Raw genomic sequence first — 17,173 nt, 5'->3', positions numbered from 1 at the left:
CGTTCGCGCAGCGTGCGCTTTGCGCATACGCTTGACGCTGTACGCGTATCGCGCAAAGCAAGAGACGCAATCATGCGTATCGCCAACAAGCAAGGAAAACATTTTTGCTAACTAAACACAACTTGTAAATCTAAAACAAACCCAGGTAAAACATCTTCTCCTAATAAACTTGTTGGATTATCCAACACTTCCACTGACTGATTAGCCCGATAAATTTCTACTTTTTTATTTTTTGTATCAATTAACCAACCCAAACGCAATCCATTATCGATGTATTCCTGCATCTTTTTGCGTAGCGGTTCCATGTTGTCACTTTTGGAACGTAATTCAATCGCAAAATCTGGACTCATGGGTGGAAAGGAGTCTTGTTCTTCTGGTTTTAATGTATCCCATCTGGCTTGAGTCACCCAAGCTGCATCGGGAGAACGTTCTGCACCATTGGGAAGTCGGAAAGCGGTTGAAGAGTTAAAAGCAACACCAAGTTTGGATTGGCGGTTCCAAAACCAAAGTTGTCCTTCAATATCTATATTGCGCTTACCTGTATTTCCTCCCGTAGGGGGCATAATAATTAATTCTCCTGTGGCAGTTAGTTCTAGCTGTACGTCTCGGTTAGCAGCAGCGAGGAGTACGAATTGCTCTTCGGAGACTTTCAGGTTTGCGGGGATGTTGAGAGGCAAGTTGCTCATAGACAATTAAACATTAAAAATGCCCATGATATATATTGTCAATGACGAGTGATAGCATTAATAATTTCTTGTAAAGTCATTAAGTGAAGCTCATTCGAGACGCACTCGCGCTCAAAACCTCACCCTGCCCTATCGGGCATCCCTCTCCTTGTTAAGGAGAGGGAAAGATTTTTGCGTAGCAAAAAGCGAGGGTGAGGTTTTGAGCGATCTGGTGTGTACACCGTAGTTTGTCCCCTCGTCCCCAATTACGGATAAAAGCCCAACTTTGGCAACCCCAGTGTTTCATCCCAGCCCATGATGATATTGAGACACTGGATAGCTTGACCTGCCTGCCCTTTGATTAGGTTATCAATTGCTGACATGACAATCACACGCCCAGTACGCGGGTCAACTTCTATGCCTATGTAACAAAGGTTAGTGCCACAAGCCCATTTTGTTTGGGGATAAACGCCTGGTTCACAGACTTTCACCCAAAGAGAGTTACGGTAGAATGCTTTATAAATAGTAATTAAATCATCTCGCACTAAACCGGGGTCTCGCAATGTAGCATAAACCGTTGCGAGCATACCGCGCACCATAGGAACAAGGTGTGGTGTAAATTGAATGGTGACTTCGTGTCCTGCTAAATCACTACAAATCTGCTCGATTTCTGGGGTGTGGCGGTGACGGACAACATTATAAGGTGCCAAGGAGTTGTCTGCTTCGGCAAGCAACATATTAACTTTCGCTTGACGTCCACCGCCAGAAGTGCCTGACTTGGCGTCAACAATAGCTGTTTCTGGCACGATTAGCCCTTGCTTGAGGAGTGGTGAAAGTGCCAAAAGGCTAGCGGTGGGATAGCAACCAGGACAACCAATCAGCTGCGCTTCTGCAATGCGATCGCGATACAATTCTGGTAATCCATAAACTGCTGTCGCTGCTGTTGCAAGATCTGTTCTTTGGGCACCATACCAGTTTGTATAAGTTGTCAAATTCCTAAAGCGATAGTCTGCACTCAAATCGAGTACTGTCAATCCTTTGTCCAACAATTGCGGAGCGATTTTGTAAGCCAAACCATTTGGTAGAGAAAGAAACACTACCTCACAACGCGTCGCAATGGTTTGTGGATCTATAGCTTCTATCGGTTGGTTAACTATGTGAGCCAGATGTGGGTAAAGATCCGCAAACGATTTTCCCGCGCTACTCTCCCCACCTAAATAAACGAGTTCGACTTCTGGATGATCCATGAGTAGTCTTACTAACTGCACTCCGCCGTAGCCTGACGCGCCAATAATCCCAACTTTTACGCGTCTAGAATTGCCCATAACTACTAAATCCTTTTTAAATATAGAGACTTGTCTTTAGCAAAATGCTTCTGCTAAAGACTTATTACTGTTTCGTTGTTGCTGCACACTAGCTTAAAGAATCCAACGGTATTTCGCAGGTATTTATCGGTATGTTATCGAATCTTGGCTATGATGGCTTCCTATTGTGTCCAGAGGAGCTACAATCAGAAGATAAGCATTTGTTAAAAAAAATTTACATCTCTATCGCTGGAAATCCTCTGTGTCGCAGCTTAACACGACTTCAAACCAAACCTTTGAATTTGATTCGATTGATGCCGCCTTGGCTGACTTGAAAGCTGGTCACCAGATTGTGGTGGTAGATGATGAAAATCGAGAAAATGAAGGCGATTTGATTTGTGCTGCCCAATTTGCGACTCCTGACATTATTAATTTCATGGCGGTGGAAGCCAGGGGACTGATTTGTTTGGCAATGAGTGGCGATCGCCTAGATGAATTAGACTTACCATTGATGGTAAGCAACATCACCGACACCAACCAAACGGCTTTCACAGTCAGCATTGACGCCGGGCCTCACTTAGGAGTAAGCACTGGCATTTCCGCAGAAGACCGCGCCCGCACAATCCAAGTTGCGATCAACCCAGGAACCAAACCTGTAGATTTACGCCGTCCCGGTCATATTTTCCCCATTCGCGCAAAGGTTGGAGGGGTACTCAAACGGGCAGGACATACCGAAGCCGCTGTTGATTTAGCTCGACTAGCTGGATTATACCCTGCTGGCGTTATCTGTGAGATTCAAAACCCCAACGGTTCGATGGCGCGGCTATCTCAGTTAATTGAGTATGCCAAGCAGCACAATCTAAAAATTATCAGCATCGCGGATTTAATCAGTTACCGCCTCCAGCACGACCGCCTGATCAGGCGCGAAACTATTGCTGAGTTACCCACCCAGTTTGGTCATTTCCAAATTTACGCTTATCGCCATACTCTGGATGGTACAGAACACGTTGCTGTTGTCAAGGGTAATCCTGCTGATTTTGGAGAGAACCCAGTTATGGTGCGGATGCATTCCGAATGCCTGACTGGAGATGCTTTGGGTTCTTTACGCTGCGACTGTCGGATGCAGTTACAAGCAGCACTGAAAATGCTGGAAAACGCAGGGCAAGGTGTCGTTGTTTACCTGCGGCAAGAAGGACGGGGAATTGGGCTGGTTAATAAATTGAAAGCTTACTCGTTGCAGGATATGGGACTAGATACCGTAGAAGCGAATGAGCGTTTGGGATTCCCCGCTGATTTGCGAGACTACGGTATGGGAGCACAAATGCTCATGGATTTGGGAGTCCATAAGATTCGCTTGATTACGAATAATCCCCGTAAGATTGCAGGGTTAAAAGGTTACAAGTTAGAAGTTGTGGATCGCGTGCCATTGTTGATTGAGGCAAACGACTACAATTCTTATTACCTTAAAACCAAGGCGAAAAAACTGGGTCATATGCTGTTACAGACTTTTCTATTAACAGTGGCGATAAATTGGCAAGATGATCCCGAAGCCGTGACGGAACGCTACGAACGCTTAGAGAAACTGCGACATTTAGGGAAAAGTCATGACTTATTGTTGCAGGAAGAAGCACGTCCACTGGCGATCGCCCTGTTTGATAAGCCATCCTTAATAGTACACTTAGGTTTTGACCAAGCGAACGTTGCAACAGATGATTGGTATAAGCACAAAGGTCATCCTTACGCGCAAGCAGTTAGCCAAATTTTGGATGAACTTGTCGCTTTGCCTTACATCCAAAAGCTAGAATTTTTGATTTCGCCTGGTGTTGATCCTCTGAGTAACTTACAAGTGCAATTGGATCGGCAGACGTTCCCTGTGGGGACATTACCTTCGTCTATTTGTTGTGAGCAGTTGGGGACACAGAAGATTTATAGTTTTGAAAAATAGTCAATGCCGCAACGGGTGCGGGTGTAAGGGGGTAAGGGGAGCCAGTGCACAGGCTAAGTTTCCCGACTTGTAGACGCCGGAGGCGGCTTTCCGTAGGGTAGCACCTGGCGTTGTAGGGGTGTAGGGGAGCCAGTACTGATAGCGTAGCGTGGCACTTTGTGCCATAGTCCTGGTTTCCCTCACTTGGTATCTGGCGTGTGTAGGGGAACCCCATCAATGCGAGGGAAGTCAAGCAATCCCAAACGCTTGCGATTGCTACCCTGCACCGAAGCCCTCCGGGCGTCTACGTTACACTGCGTTCCACTCGCTACGAACATAGTTACGTTTAATTATGTCCACTTACTTATTTGGTTGAATAGCTCATTTATTGCCTTGTTGAAAAAGGATTTGCACCTCTGAAGACTTCACCGCACTAAAGCCAACAACACTAAAGCCAACGATCATCAAGCCAACGGTTCCCAGTAAAATCCAAGTTTCTTTAGGAAGTGCCTTTCTCGGATTTGAAATGGTTTTTTTTATATTCCTTAAACGAAGTGTTGGTGGAGGTAATTGGCTTTGGATACTTTTCATTATTTGTGAAAGTGGGGGAGACTGTTTATCCAATTCTTGATTCACCCAATTCAAAGAAAAAACAGATTGGTAAATACGATTAGAAACCTTGAGCGTTTTTTCCTGTTTGACAACTAATCCCAAATTCAGCAGTTCTCTTTGTGCGGGATTGTTATTCACCACAACTTCTTTATGCTGCAAGATTTGCTGATATAGCTGCAACAGTGACAAAGGCTGACACTGCTGATTTTTCAGAATTCCATTGCGAATTCCCTCCAAATGCTCAGACGCCGCTTGAATTTCCCAGTTATCAATTAGGCGGGTTTGTACTAGTTGCTCTACTCTGACAGCTTCTTGATTAACGGGAATAAAACTTTGTGAATTAGCGAGTAATTGACAAAGTTTTTGGGTGAGAAACAGTTGACCACTTGTCCATAACAACACTTCTTCCAGTAAAATATAGGGGCGGCTGGCTTTTTCATCTAATTTCAAGAATTTTATTCTGCTGCGGTTGATATCTAAACGTATTATTTCCTGATTCACCCAACTTAAAGGAAAAATAGATTGGTAAATGCGATTAGAAACTTTGAGCTTGTTTCCTTGTTCCACAACCAATCCTAAATTCAGTAATTCTGTTTTGACAAAAGTGTCTTCAACAGAGATGTTTTCCTGGTGTAATATTTGCTGATAAAGTTTCAGCATTGAAAAAAAATTGCATTTTTTGTTTTGCAGAAGACCATAGCGAATCGCCTTGAGATGCTCAGACGCAACTTGAGTTTCCCAATGATCAATAAGACGAGTTTGTACGAGATGTTCGACTGTGAATCCTTCCTCACCAAAGGGAACAAAAGTTTCGGAATCAGCTAGTAATTGACATAACTTTTGGGTGAGAAACGGTTGACCACTTGTCCATGACAAAACCTCCTCCAGCAAAATATCCGGATGACTAGCTTTTTGATCTAAATTGAATAATTTGATGATGCTGCGACTAAAAGGTCTTGTATGTAGTGTGTGATCAACAACAGATGACTTGTCCTGTTCCAAAAACGTTTCTACTTGTATGAGACTGTCATCAATACTCACTGGGCTGGGCTGTGTGAAGTCTTTAATTTGGAATTTTGCATTTTGCCCAAAGTTGAGCCAGTCGCGTCGTGAGGTAGCGCGGACGCCAGAAGGAGCCAGTTTAGGGTCTTCCTCACTTGGATAAGAGCGTTCGTTTTCCGAGGGGGCAAACTTTCCAAGACGAATTTTGAATTCCCCCAAGGATCTGACTCTCCCGTTGCGGACTTCAACTGAGTGTTCTGCCTGCTGTAAAATTTTTTCAGAGCGCTGTGCAACAGGAGCAATATGCTCTAGAAAAAAGTTGATTGTAGTTGGCTTAAGCCAACCTTTGTGGACAGCCAATTCCCCGAATCTAAGTCCCATCTGTTTTTGTTCACACAGAATAGTCTTCACTTGATACTCATCCAACAGTCCTGCTTTTTTGAGATACTCACCCAAGGGTTGTTTAGGCTTTTGGTTCAGCATATCTGACCACTTCTGGGCAAAAAAATCAGCCGTTTCTTGTTTGATCCATCCTTGTAAGGCTAAAATTTCCCCTAGCCGCATATTCTTATTTTGGATCTGCTCTTGCAAAGCGAACTCTATCTGTGCAATTGAAATTAGGTCAGCCAGCTGTAAAACTTCACCTAGCGGTTTAATACAAAAGATTTCAGACATGAGTATGTGAAAGTAGGTCAGTAAATAATTACTTAACTAGGAGTTACGAGAAAATTCCGCCAACTTTGTCAAAAATTTAGCAATCAAGTTTTCATGACTAGCGTTTATAAAGTAGCGCCGTCAAGAACTAGGGGTGTAAGCGTGTAAGGGGGTAGGGGGGTAGGGGTGTAAGGGGGTAATACCATTTCACGAAATCCCTGATACAAATGATTGGTTTCTAATTCTTTCCCCCTGCTAAGAGCCCCCTGCTAAGAGCCCCCCATTTGTATCAACCTTAAAGTGAAACGGTATAAGGGGGTAGGGGAAACAAAGTCATTCACGGTTACTTTTCTCCTCACCTATACCCCCACACCCCTATACCCTTAGACCTCTAATTATTGACACTTCCGAAGTACTAAAAATTCGAGAAAATAGTATGTACAGTTAAATATTTCCAGACTAACCCAATTTTCTGTTGGAGAATATGACCTCTACCTTCTTAGAACACTTGCATAGTCCCACACGCCCAGTCATCGTCTTCGACGGTGCTATGGGGACTAACCTGCAAACGCAAAACCTGACTGCGGAAGACTTCGGTGGTCCTCAATACGAAGGTTGTAACGAGTACCTGGTTTACACCAAGCCAGAAGCAGTCGCAAAAGTTCACCGGGACTTTCTCGCTGCGGGTGCAGATGTGATTGAAACGGATACCTTTGGCGCTGCGTCGATTGTCTTAGCTGAATACGACTTGGCGCACGAGGCGTATGAACTCAACAAAACAGCGGCGGAACTCGCAAAGCGTGTGGCTGCGGAATTTTCGACTCCCGAAAAACCTCGGTTTGTTGCAGGTTCTATAGGACCTACTACTAAATTACCAACTTTGGGACATATCGACTTTGACACCCTAAAAGCTTCCTTTGCTGAACAAGCTGAAGGACTTTTTGATGGTGGAGTTGATTTATTTATCGTTGAAACTTGCCAAGATGTGCTGCAAATCAAAGCGGCGTTGAATGCAATTGAAGAAGTTTTTGTGAAGAAGGGCGATCGCCGTCCGCTCATGGTCTCTGTTACAATGGAAACAATGGGCACGATGCTGGTTGGGACGGAAATCAACGCTGTCCTAACAATTCTCGAACCCTACCCAATTGATATTCTCGGTCTGAACTGTGCCACAGGTCCAGACTTGATGAAACCACATATCAAGTATCTCTCAGAACATTCTTCCTTTGTCGTTTCCTGTATTCCCAACGCGGGTTTACCAGAGAACGTTGGCGGTCAAGCTCATTACCACTTGACACCGATGGAATTACGGATGTCATTAATGCATTTTGTTGAAGATTTGGGTGTCCAAGTGATAGGGGGTTGCTGTGGGACACGTCCAGGACACATTCAACAATTAGCAGAAATTGCCAAAGAGTTGACGCCAAAAGTTAGACATCCTGAACTTGAACCAGCAGCGGCGTCAATATACAATATTCAACCTTACGAGCAAGACAATTCATTCTTAATTATCGGCGAACGCCTCAACGCCAGTGGTTCCAAAAAATGCCGCGAGTTGCTGAATGCGGAAGATTGGGATGGACTGGTGTCAATGGCGAGGGCACAAGTTAAGGAAGGCGCACATATTTTGGATGTCAACGTTGACTATGTCGGACGTGACGGTGTGCATGATATGCACGAGGTGGTTTCACGTCTGGTCAATAATGTGACACTTCCATTGATGCTCGACTCCACCGAATGGGAGAAGATGGAAGCGGGACTAAAAGTTGCTGGTGGTAAGTGTTTGTTGAACTCCACCAACTATGAAGATGGAGAACCGCGTTTCTTGAAGGTGTTAGAACTGGCGAAGAAATACGGTGCGGGTGTTGTGATTGGTACAATTGATGAAGATGGGATGGCGCGGACGGCAGACAAAAAGTTTGCGATCGCCCAACGCGCCTACCGTCAAGCCGTCGAATACGGCATTCCACCTACCGAAATCTTTTTTGATACCTTAGCACTACCCATTTCCACAGGGATTGAAGAAGACCGCGCCAACGGTAAAGCTACAATTGAATCAATCCGCCGGATTCGTCAAGAATTGCCTGGATGTCATGTCGTCTTAGGCGTTTCCAATATCTCCTTTGGTCTTAATCCTGCATCACGTATCGTCCTCAACTCCATGTTCCTGCACGAAGCGATGACTGCTGGTATGGATGCGGCAATTGTCAGCGCTAGCAAAATTTTACCACTGTCGCGGATTGAGGAACGCCATCAAGAAGTCTGTCACCAGTTGATTTACGATGAACGGAAATTTGAGGGAGATGTCTGCATTTATGACCCCTTAGCAGAACTAACGACCTTATTTGAAGGGGTGACAACAAAACGCGACAAAGGCGTTGACGAAAATCTACCCATTGAAGAACGTCTCAAGCGTCATATCATCGACGGCGAACGCATTGGTTTAGAAGCACAACTCACTAAAGCTTTAGAAAAATATCCTCCACTGCATATTATCAACACCTTCCTGCTGGATGGTATGAAAGTCGTTGGTGAGTTGTTTGGTTCCGGACAAATGCAGCTTCCCTTCGTCTTACAGTCAGCCGAAACCATGAAAGCAGCAGTGGCTTATCTGGAACCTTTCATGGAAAAATCAGAAACTGGTAACAATGCTAAGGGGACATTCATCATTGCTACGGTGAAAGGCGATGTTCACGACATTGGTAAAAACTTAGTTGATATCATCTTGTCGAACAACGGGTACAAGGTGATTAACTTGGGAATTAAGCAGCCCGTGGAGAACATCATCAATGCATACGAACAGCACAAAGCTGATTGTATTGCTATGAGTGGTTTGTTGGTGAAATCCACTGCTTTTATGAAAGAGAATTTGGAGGTGTTCAACGAAAAGGGAATCACCGTCCCTGTGATTTTAGGTGGTGCAGCACTAACACCCAAGTTTGTTGATCAAGATTGCCAAAATACTTACAAAGGTAAAGTGGTTTACGGCAAAGATGCGTTTTCTGATTTGCACTTCATGGATAAGTTAATGCCAGCCAAGGGTGCTAGTCAATGGGATGATTTGCGGGGATTTTTGAATGAATCTCCTGAAACGACCCAAGTGTCAGGAAATGGTAACAAACAGCCTGTAGCCCAGACGGCTGAAGAAAAATCTCCTGAACCAAAAGAAGTAGATACCCGTCGTTCTGAAGCTGTGGCGGTAGATATTGAACGTCCAACCCCACCTTTCTGGGGAACGAAGATACTCCAGCCAGAAGAGATTCCTTTTGAGGAGATTTTCTGGCATTTAGATTTACAAGCTTTGATTGCAGGACAATGGCAGTTCCGTAAGCCTAAGGAGCAATCTAAGGAAGAATATCAGGCGTTTTTGGATGAGAAAGTGTATCCGATTTTGGAGGATTTGAAGCAGCGGATTATACAGGAGAATTTGCTTCATCCGCAGGTGGTTTATGGATATTTCCCTTGTCAGGCTGAGGGGAATAGTTTATGTATTTATGAGACGAACCGCCCTTCGGGTTCGCCAGTCCCCCAAACTCCTGCGGAGACGCTACGCGAACGTGACGGAAGCCGCCAAGACGGGGGCTGGACTCACCAAGACGCCAAGGACGCCAAGGAGATAGGAAAGTTTGAGTTTCCACGGCAAAGGTCGTTGAGGAGGCTGTGTATTGCAGATTTCTTTGCGCCGAAGGAGTCGGGAATTATTGACGTGTTCCCGATGCAGGCGGTAACGGTTGGGCATATTGCCACGGAGTACGCTCAAAAGTTGTTTGCAGATAATAAGTACACAGATTATCTGTATTTTCACGGTTTTGCCGTGCAGATAGCTGAGGCGCTGGCGGAGTGGACACACGCCCGTATTCGTCGCGAGTTGGGTTTTGTGGCTCAGGAACCGGATAATATTCGGGATATCTTGGCACAGAGATATCAGGGTTCGCGGTATAGTTTTGGGTATCCGGCTTGTCCGAATATTCAGGATCAATACAAGCAGCTGGAGTTGTTAGGGGCAGAACGTATTGATTTGCACATGGATGAAAGTGAACAGCTTTATCCTGAACAATCTACGACTGCGATTATCACTTATCACCCAGTAGCGAAGTACTTTAGCGCGTAACCTATTCCCCTTCCCCTCTCCTTAACAAGGAGAGGGGTGCCCGTAGGGCGGGGTGAGGTAGCTAACCAGAGGAGTACGGTGAAGCGCGGGCTGAGGTTATTATGTTGTGGCGTTTTACCTGTTCCCCTCTCCTTTATAAGGAGAGGGGTGCCCGTAGGGCGGGGTGAGGTAGCTAACCAGAGGAGTACGGTGAAGCACGGGCTGAGGTTATTATGTTGTGGCGTTTTACCTGTTCCCCTCTCCTTTATAAGGAGAGGGGTGCCCGTAGGGCGGGGTGAGGTAGCTAACCAGAGGAGTACGGTGAAGCACGGGCTGAGGTTATTATGTTGTGGCGTTTTACCTGTTCCCCTCTCCTTTATAAGGAGAGGGGTGCCCGTAGGGCGGGGTGAGGTAGCTAACCAGAGGAGTACGGTGAAGCACGGGCTGAGGTTATTATGTTGTGGCGTTTTACCTGTTCCCCTCTCCTTAATAAGGAGAGGGGTGCCCGTAGGGCGGGGTGAGGTTACCAACCAGAGGAGTACGGTGAAGCGCGGGGTGACGTTATTATATTGTGGCGTTTTACCTGTTCCCCTCTCCTTAATAAGGAGAGGGGTGCCCGTAGGGCGGGGTGAGGTAGCTAACCAGAGGAGTACGGTGAAGCACGGGCTGAGGTTATTATGTTGTGGCGTTTTACCTGTTCCCCTCTCCTTAATAAGGAGAGGGGTGCCCGTAGGGCGGGGTGAGGTTACCAACCAGAGGAGTACGGTGAAGCGCGGGGTGACGTTATTATATTGTGGCGTTTTACCTGTTCCCCTCTCCTTAATAAGGAGAGGGGTGCCCGTAGGGCGGGGTGAGGTTACCAACCAGAGGAGTACGGTGAAGCGCGGGGTGACGTTATTATATTGTGGCGTTTTACCTGTTCCCCTCTCCTTAATAAGGAGAGGGGTGCCCGTAGGGCGGGGTGAGGTTACCAACCAGAGGAGTACGGTGAAGCGCGGGGTGACGTTATTATATTGTGGCGTTTTACCTGTTCCCCTCTCCTTAATAAGGAGAGGGGTGCCCGTAGGGCGGGGTGAGGTTACCAACCAGAGGAGTACGGTGAAGCGCGGGGTGACGTTATTATATTGTGGCGTTTTACCTGTTCCCCTCTCCTTAATAAGGAGAGGGGTGCCCGTAGGGCGGGGTGAGGTTACCAACCAGAGGAGTACGGTGAAGCGCGGGGTGACGTTATTATATTGTGGCGTTTTACCTGTTCCCCTCTCCTTAATAAGGAGAGGGGTGCCCGTAGGGCGGGGTGAGGTTACCAACCAGAGGAGTACGGTGAAGCGCGGGGTGACGTTATTATATTGTGGCGTTTTACCTGTTCCCCTCTCCTTAATAAGGAGAGGGGTGCCCGTAGGGCGGGGTGAGGTTACCAACCAGAGGGTACGGTGAAGCGCGGGGTGACGTTATTATATTGTGGCGTTTTACCTCACCCTAACCCTCTCCTTATAAAGGAGAGGGAACCGGAATAAACGAGAGGGAACTGAAAAGAAATAAGCTTTTTTTGTATAAGTTTAAAAATATTGAAGTTAAAATGACTCAACTTTATAACAAAGATAGTGAAAAAGAGAAAAGGCGACTATTGCGCCAAAATATTACAAAATGTGAGACGCTTCTTTGGGAGAAACTTAGAGATAGACAACTTGAAAACTGTAAATTTCGTAGACAATATAGTGTAGATAAGTTTGTTATAGATTTCTATAGTCCTGAGTTGAGGCTGGCGATAGAAATTGACGGTGAAAGCCATTTTGAAAAGGGTGCTGTTGAATACGATAAGGCAAGACAAGAGTTTATTGAATCAGCCAAAATTACATTTATCAGATTTACCAATAATGACGTGTATGGAAATTTTTCTGGGGTGTTAGAAAGTATTGCTGAGAAGATAAGAGAGTTAAGAGAATAATATTATGTCCGCTTAATTACTCTTAATTACCCTAAAACCTCACCCCGCATTATCGGGTACCCCTCTCCTTAATAAGGAGAGGGGAAGGGGTGAGGTTTTTTATTATGGGGGTAATTAAGCAAACTTGATATAACCCATCCAACAAATCTTTATGGCTGAATCAAATGTTGCTCAGATTCCTATCTCCTTGACAAATCCTGCTTTTTCTTAACTTGTCATGAATTGCGCAGGAGTGAACACAAATGACTCATGACTAGGAGCCATCAGTCATTTGTGTCATTAATTACACTTCACCAAGAGCTTGTTCTTCTTCTGTTTCAACAAACGCCTGTACGCGAGCACGGTATTGTCTTAATGATTCATCTACCCAATCGCGATCGTTGGCGTTTGCGTACAAATGGACTACAGGCTCACTTGCATCTGGCAACACTAACACCCAACTGTCATCATACGGTTGACAAATTTTCACTCCGTCAATTAGCTCCAAGTTTTCAGCTGGGTGAGTTTCCACCAAGTAGCGCATCAGCGCTCCTTTGACAGTCCAAGGGCAACGTACTGTATATGTTTTGTGAACCACACGGGGCAATTCTGACCGCACAGAGGCAAGAGAGCGCTCTTGTATCGTCAGCATCTCAATCAGTTTGGCAGCGCAGAACATAGCATCAAATCCAGGATGCAATTGCGGCACAATAAAGCCAATGTCGCCATTACCACCCAATACTACATTGGAATTTTTCTGACAAGCCTCCATGAGTGCTGCAGGATTTGCCTTTGTGCGAATGACCTTACCATCATGGCGACGAGCAATTTGTTCTACCGCACTAGAAGCATTAACTGGCACCACGACTGTTCCTCTGGGGTGAGCAGTTAACATCATGTCTATCATCAGCGCTGTTAACATTTCCCCACGAATAGGAATGCCAGATTCATCAACCAGAATGAGTTGTTCTCCATTCGCGGAAATCTGAACACCAAAGTTCGCTTTCAACACCTCCACCACTTGACCAAGCTGAGTCAAAAGTGCTTCGCGCTCAATTGCTGACATAGCTGCTTTATTGAGACTTGCATTCAACACTACTGCGTCAGCCCCAAACTTATCTAGCATTTGGGGTAACACAGCTCCAGATACTGCATAAACGTAATCAATGACGACTTTCGCCCGACTGTTGCGAATACTTTCAATATGCAACAGCTTCTCAAAAGCGGTACAGTATCGATCCATCACCTGACTGGGGTAAGCAACATCACCAATTTCATGAATTTGCGCCCGCCGCATATCTTCTTTGAAGTACGCTCCTTCGATTTTCTTTTCTGCGGATTTGGTGATATTAATTCCCTTAGCATCCATAAACTCAATCAGGATGTAGTCGGGGCGATCTGGATGCATTCGCACATGAATTCCACCACTGACGCTCATGGTAGGTATCACTGTACGAGCTATTGGAATAGCTGTGGCATCTAGGTTCTGAATCTCGATACCTACTGACATCAAACCAGCAATTAATGAGCGAGTGACCATGCGAGAGACATTACGTTGGTCACGAGAAACTGTTACGCGAGAACCCGGTTTCAAGGTTGAACCATATGCGGCTCCCAACTTCACAGCAAATTCTGGGGTGATGTCAATATTGGCTAGCCCTTGGACGCCTCGTTGCCCAAATAAATTACGTTGTGCAGTATTACCCCAAATCAAATTAATATTTAAAATTGCCCCAGACTCAATCTTTTTACTGGGCCAAACACGCACAAATGGGCTAATTTGGGCTTCTTCTCCTACAGTAGAAAGCGAACCAACCACAGCACCTTCTAAGACATGGGCACGGCGGTCTACACGCGCACCACGGCAAATGACACAAGCAGTCAGTTGTGCCTCCTCACCAAGAATCGCTCCATTCCAAACAATCGGACGTTTGAGATTGGCGTCAGAACCAATAGTGATATTATCCCCAATGACGGTTCCGGCTTCAATATGTACTCTTGCCCCAATGCGGCAATTATCACCAATAACTGCTGGAGTATCAATCTTAGCAGCTGGGTCAATAAAAGTGTTTTGACCTACCCACAAGCCAGGAGAAACTTCGTTATAGTCAAAGTCCAGTTTGACTTTGTGATATAACCCATCGTACTGCGCTTCACGATAAGCATCTAAGTGACCGACATCAAACCAATAACCTTCGGCAATGTAACCGTACATTGGCTCATTCTTTTCCAATAGCAACGGAAACAAATCTTTAGAAAAGTCGGATTCTTGGTTTGCTGGCAGATATTCCAAAACTTCTGGTTCCAGAATGTATGTACCAGTGTTAACAGTGTCGGAGAAAATTTCACTCGTAGAGGGTTTTTCTAAAAATCTACGAATTCGACTTTCTTCATCAGTAATTACCACCCCAAACTCCATCGGGTTGGGCACACGGGTTAAAACTAAAGTTGCTTTAGACTTCTTTTGTTTATGATATTGAATTGCTGCTGTCAGGTCGAAATCTGTGATACTATCGCCGCTAATTACTAAAAAGGTGTCGTCAAGAAGTTCGGCAATATTTTTCACGCAACCCGCAGTACCTAAGGGCTGGTCTTCTTCTACGGCATAGGTCATTTGTACGCCAAAGTCACTGCCATCTTGGAAGTAATCTCGCATGACATCGGGTAAATAATGAAGTGTGGCAACCACTTCTGTTATTTGATGCCGTTTGAGAAGATTGATAATATGTTCGGCAATGGGTCGATTCAAGATAGGCACCATTGGTTTGGGCAGATCACAAGTCAGTGGACGCAGCCGCGTTCCTGAACCACCTGCCATCAGTACTGCACGCATAAATCCTCCTTATCTATTTGCACCACTTGCTGCCTTAAGATTCATAAGACCGACTTTATTTTCTCTAGTCTCCTATGAATTTTGGAGTTTAGGGAACTTTCTCAAGATGCATATGATCACGACTAAGAATATTTACTCGACACACTAGCCTGTTTCTGTGTACAAAATCAAGAAGGAAAACGGGAAGTAGGGGAAGTCAAATGTATCAGGATTTTTGTGAAAGGGTATTACACCCTTACACCCTCATACTCTTACACCCCTGGTTGTTGACTTCCCTTGTCTTCTCATCTCAACAAGCTGTTACTAAATACTCATAAAGCAGCAATCCTGTTATAGCTCTGTTAATTAGCTACTATCAATATGCGAACAATTGCGGAGATAAATCACAAAATCAGCCACAAACAGGCGGTAGTGCTAACTGCTGAAGAATTAAAGGCAAGAGTTGTAGAAGTAGGTGTAGCCAAAGTTGCCAAAGAAGTTGATGTCATTACCACTGGCACTTTTGAGCCAATGGAATCTAGTGGTGCAATTATTAACCTAGGACATACTGACCCGCCGATCAAAATTCGCCGTTGCTGGTTAGATGGTGTTCCGGCATACTCTGGTTTTGGAGCTGTAGATTTATACTTGGGTGCGAGTTGCGCGGTGGAAGTGATGGACGGCGAAGAAGTTCGCGAACGAGGCGGCGGTCATGTTATTGAAGATTTGATAGCTGGTAAAACCGTACAAGTTCGAGCACAAGGACAAGTGACAGATTGCTATCCCAGAGCCACTTTTGAAACCACTGTTACACGTGAAACAATCAATCAGTTTTATTTATTCAATCCACGCAATCTTTATCAAAATTTTATAGTAGGTGTGAATGGGGGCGATCGCCCACTCTATACATACCTCGGTCCATTACAACCGCGTTTAGGCAATGCCGTTTACTCTAACCCTGGTGCTATCTCCCCTCTATTCAATGACCCAGATCTGCAACTGGTTGGAATTGGCACACGAATTTTTTTGGGAGGCGGTGTCGGTTATATTGCTTGGGAAGGCACTCAGCACTTTCCTTTACAAAAGCGGTTACCCAATCATACACCCATTGGACCAGCGGCAACTTTAGCTTTGATTGGTGATGCCAAGCAAATGGATGCTCGTTGGGTGCGTGGCTGTTACTTTAAAAGTTACGGTCCTTCTTTGATGTTGGGAGTAGGTGTACCACTACCTGTCTTGAACGAAGAAGTTGTTGCAAGATGTGCAATTCAAGATAAAGACTTAGTAGCCCCAATAGTAGACTTTTCCATTCCCCGGCGTGTTCGTCCTACCTTTGGTTTAGTCAGCTACGCCCAACTCAAATCTGGACGCATCAGCATAGAAGGCAGAACTGTGCGCGTTGCACCCCTTGCTAGTTTATTTCTTTCTAGGCAAGTTGCCGTGGAGTTGAAACAATCCATTTTACGTGGTGATTTTACTTTAACAGAGCCTGTTGCACCAATCGAGCTACAGCGATCTTTTCTTCCGCAAGACAGGTGGACGGAATTTTAAGAGGACAAGAGGACAAGGAGAATAAGACCTCACCTCCATCCCCTCTCCTTAATAAGGAAAGCCAGTGCGTTGCGGAGCCAGTACTGCCAAGAGTTGTGCCTTGCGGAGCCAGTACTTGATGAGGGTTTCCCGACAGAGGTATCTGGTGAGACCAGCGCTGCAGGAGGGTCTCCCGACCTAGGCGACTGGCGAACCCGAAGGGCGTCGGGTTAAGCGCGTTGTGGAGCCAGCCCCGTGCCCAGAGCAGCGCCTTGCGGAGCCAGTCCTGCAGGAGGGTTTCCCGACAGAGGGATCTGGCGTTGGGGTTCCCCCAAAGTCTGCCGGGGGAAGCAACCCAAGCGGCGAGCTTTGACCGTTGTGGCGACTGGCTGTCGGGTTCCCCCCGAGCCAGGGGACTGGCGTGCAACTAGCCCCGATAGGCGTAGCCGTGCCGCAGGCATAGGGGGCGCTACGCAAACCCAGAGGGTTTCCCGACCTAGGTATCTGGTGAGACCAGCGCTGCAGGAGGGTCTCCCGACCTAGGCGACTGGCGAACCCGAAGGGCGTTGGGGTTCCCAAGGCACGTTTTCGGGGGAAGCTTCCCCCGAAAAGCTGCCGCCCCGTTGTAGCACCTGGCGTGAGGGGTGCCCGGAGGG

The 17,173-nt window shown here is 46.0% G+C and carries 11 protein-coding genes; 4 read left to right on the top strand and 7 right to left on the bottom strand.

What is annotated here, in order from left to right; all coding sequences use genetic code 11:
• Nucleotides 1-107: 107 nt before the first annotated feature.
• A complete protein-coding gene (locus DP114_RS31335; RefSeq protein WP_169267995.1) occupies nucleotides 108-686 on the bottom strand; it encodes a Uma2 family endonuclease in 579 nt (192 codons plus the stop codon).
• A 245-nt stretch (nucleotides 687-931) separates the two neighbouring features.
• On the bottom strand, nucleotides 932-1,990 hold the full coding sequence (gene argC, locus DP114_RS31330; RefSeq protein WP_171977989.1) for an N-acetyl-gamma-glutamyl-phosphate reductase: 1,059 nt from the start codon (nucleotides 1,988-1,990) through the stop codon (nucleotides 932-934).
• A 241-nt stretch (nucleotides 1,991-2,231) separates the two neighbouring features.
• Between argC and ribBA the strand changes: the two genes are divergently transcribed.
• On the top strand, nucleotides 2,232-3,914 hold the full coding sequence (gene ribBA, locus DP114_RS31325; RefSeq protein ID WP_171977988.1) for a bifunctional 3,4-dihydroxy-2-butanone-4-phosphate synthase/GTP cyclohydrolase II: 1,683 nt from the start codon (nucleotides 2,232-2,234) through the stop codon (nucleotides 3,912-3,914).
• Here the strand turns inward: ribBA and DP114_RS31320 are convergent, their stop codons facing one another.
• From DP114_RS31320 to DP114_RS31310, 3 genes are read right to left on the bottom strand one after another with little or no spacing between them, the layout of a single operon-like run.
• Nucleotides 3,915-4,079: a hypothetical protein gene (locus DP114_RS31320; protein WP_172195349.1), complete on the bottom strand. Its 165-nt coding sequence runs from the start codon at nucleotides 4,077-4,079 to the stop codon at nucleotides 3,915-3,917.
• Between the two features lie 14 nt (nucleotides 4,080-4,093).
• Nucleotides 4,094-4,231, bottom strand: coding sequence for a hypothetical protein (locus tag DP114_RS31315; RefSeq protein ID WP_171977987.1), 138 nt, complete (start codon nucleotides 4,229-4,231; stop codon nucleotides 4,094-4,096).
• Between the two features lie 43 nt (nucleotides 4,232-4,274).
• Nucleotides 4,275-6,182: a hypothetical protein gene (locus DP114_RS31310; RefSeq protein ID WP_171977986.1), complete on the bottom strand. Its 1,908-nt coding sequence runs from the start codon at nucleotides 6,180-6,182 to the stop codon at nucleotides 4,275-4,277.
• Nucleotides 6,183-6,645: 463 nt separating this feature from the next.
• On the opposite strand from DP114_RS31310, the gene metH reads away from it, so the two are divergent.
• Nucleotides 6,646-10,272, top strand: a complete 3,627-nt coding sequence (gene metH, locus DP114_RS31305; RefSeq protein WP_171977985.1) for a methionine synthase — start codon at nucleotides 6,646-6,648, stop codon at nucleotides 10,270-10,272.
• A gap of 1,555 nt (nucleotides 10,273-11,827) precedes the next feature.
• Nucleotides 11,828-12,196 carry an endonuclease domain-containing protein gene (locus tag DP114_RS31300; RefSeq protein WP_171977984.1) on the top strand — a complete coding sequence of 123 codons (369 nt, stop codon included), beginning with the start codon at nucleotides 11,828-11,830 and terminating at the stop codon, nucleotides 12,194-12,196.
• 283 nt (nucleotides 12,197-12,479) lie between these two features.
• Here the strand turns inward: DP114_RS31300 and DP114_RS31295 are convergent, their stop codons facing one another.
• Nucleotides 12,480-15,008 carry a mannose-1-phosphate guanyltransferase gene (locus DP114_RS31295; RefSeq protein WP_171977983.1) on the bottom strand — a complete coding sequence of 843 codons (2,529 nt, stop codon included), beginning with the start codon at nucleotides 15,006-15,008 and terminating at the stop codon, nucleotides 12,480-12,482.
• Between the two features lie 360 nt (nucleotides 15,009-15,368).
• Here DP114_RS31295 and DP114_RS31290 point away from each other — a divergent pair, with 360 nt between their 5' ends.
• The gene (locus tag DP114_RS31290) at nucleotides 15,369-16,538 is read left to right on the top strand and encodes a homocysteine biosynthesis protein (RefSeq protein ID WP_169267987.1); all 1,170 of its coding nucleotides are present in this window, start codon (nucleotides 15,369-15,371) and stop codon (nucleotides 16,536-16,538) included.
• A gap of 209 nt (nucleotides 16,539-16,747) precedes the next feature.
• Here DP114_RS31290 and DP114_RS31285 read toward each other — a convergent pair whose 3' ends face one another.
• Complete coding sequence (locus tag DP114_RS31285; RefSeq protein ID WP_171977917.1) at nucleotides 16,748-16,978, bottom strand: hypothetical protein; 231 nt, start codon at nucleotides 16,976-16,978, stop codon at nucleotides 16,748-16,750.
• Nucleotides 16,979-17,173 lie beyond the last annotated feature (195 nt).

This window comes from Brasilonema sennae CENA114, assembly GCF_006968745.1.
Classification (GTDB): domain Bacteria; phylum Cyanobacteriota; class Cyanobacteriia; order Cyanobacteriales; family Nostocaceae; genus Brasilonema; species Brasilonema sennae.
The sequence above is the reverse complement of the archived record's forward strand: the minus strand, read 5'-3'. Positions and strand labels throughout refer to the sequence as shown.

Bases quoted from the DNA above. Each gene is read 5' to 3' on its own strand.
- DP114_RS31335 (WP_169267995.1), bottom strand. From the start codon at position 686: ATGAGCAACTTGCCTCTCAACATCCCCGCAAACCTGAAAGTCTCCGAA.
- argC (WP_171977989.1), bottom strand. From the start codon at position 1,990: ATGGGCAATTCTAGACGCGTAAAAGTTGGGATTATTGGCGCGTCAGGC.
- DP114_RS31320 (WP_172195349.1), bottom strand. From the start codon at position 4,079: ATGGCACAAAGTGCCACGCTACGCTATCAGTACTGGCTCCCCTACACC.
- DP114_RS31315 (WP_171977987.1), bottom strand. From the start codon at position 4,231: ATGTTCGTAGCGAGTGGAACGCAGTGTAACGTAGACGCCCGGAGGGCT.
- DP114_RS31310 (WP_171977986.1), bottom strand. From the start codon at position 6,182: ATGTCTGAAATCTTTTGTATTAAACCGCTAGGTGAAGTTTTACAGCTG.
- metH (WP_171977985.1), top strand. From the start codon at position 6,646: ATGACCTCTACCTTCTTAGAACACTTGCATAGTCCCACACGCCCAGTC.
- DP114_RS31300 (WP_171977984.1), top strand. From the start codon at position 11,828: ATGACTCAACTTTATAACAAAGATAGTGAAAAAGAGAAAAGGCGACTA.
- DP114_RS31295 (WP_171977983.1), bottom strand. From the start codon at position 15,008: ATGCGTGCAGTACTGATGGCAGGTGGTTCAGGAACGCGGCTGCGTCCA.
- DP114_RS31290 (WP_169267987.1), top strand. From the start codon at position 15,369: ATGCGAACAATTGCGGAGATAAATCACAAAATCAGCCACAAACAGGCG.
- DP114_RS31285 (WP_171977917.1), bottom strand. From the start codon at position 16,978: ATGCCTGCGGCACGGCTACGCCTATCGGGGCTAGTTGCACGCCAGTCC.